Raw genomic sequence first — 243 nt, forward strand, 5'->3', positions numbered from 1 at the left:
GATCAGCGTCGAAAAGAGGTGAAACTAAAATGACAGAAGCCATTAAGGGAATCAAGCTCCGCTTGTATCCCAATGAAAAACAAAGGCAGCAGTTATGGCAAATGTTTGGTAATGATCGTAAGGTCTGGAATCTGATGCTTGGTATGGTGAAAAAACGTTATAAGAATAACCCTAGTAGTCAATTTGTGAATGAGTATGGTATGAATTACTTGCTCAAACGGCTCAAACAGGAATATCCATATC

At 38.7% G+C, this 243-nt stretch carries 1 protein-coding gene; it reads left to right on the forward strand.

What is annotated here, in order from left to right:
• Window positions 1-29 precede the first annotated feature (29 nt).
• A partial coding sequence (locus HUK49_RS11000) for a helix-turn-helix domain-containing protein (protein WP_191913712.1) occupies window positions 30-243 on the forward strand: 214 nt, incomplete at its 3' end.

The sequence above is a fragment of the Limosilactobacillus portuensis genome (assembly GCF_014838735.1).
Taxonomy (GTDB): Bacteria; Bacillota; Bacilli; order Lactobacillales; family Lactobacillaceae; genus Limosilactobacillus; species Limosilactobacillus portuensis.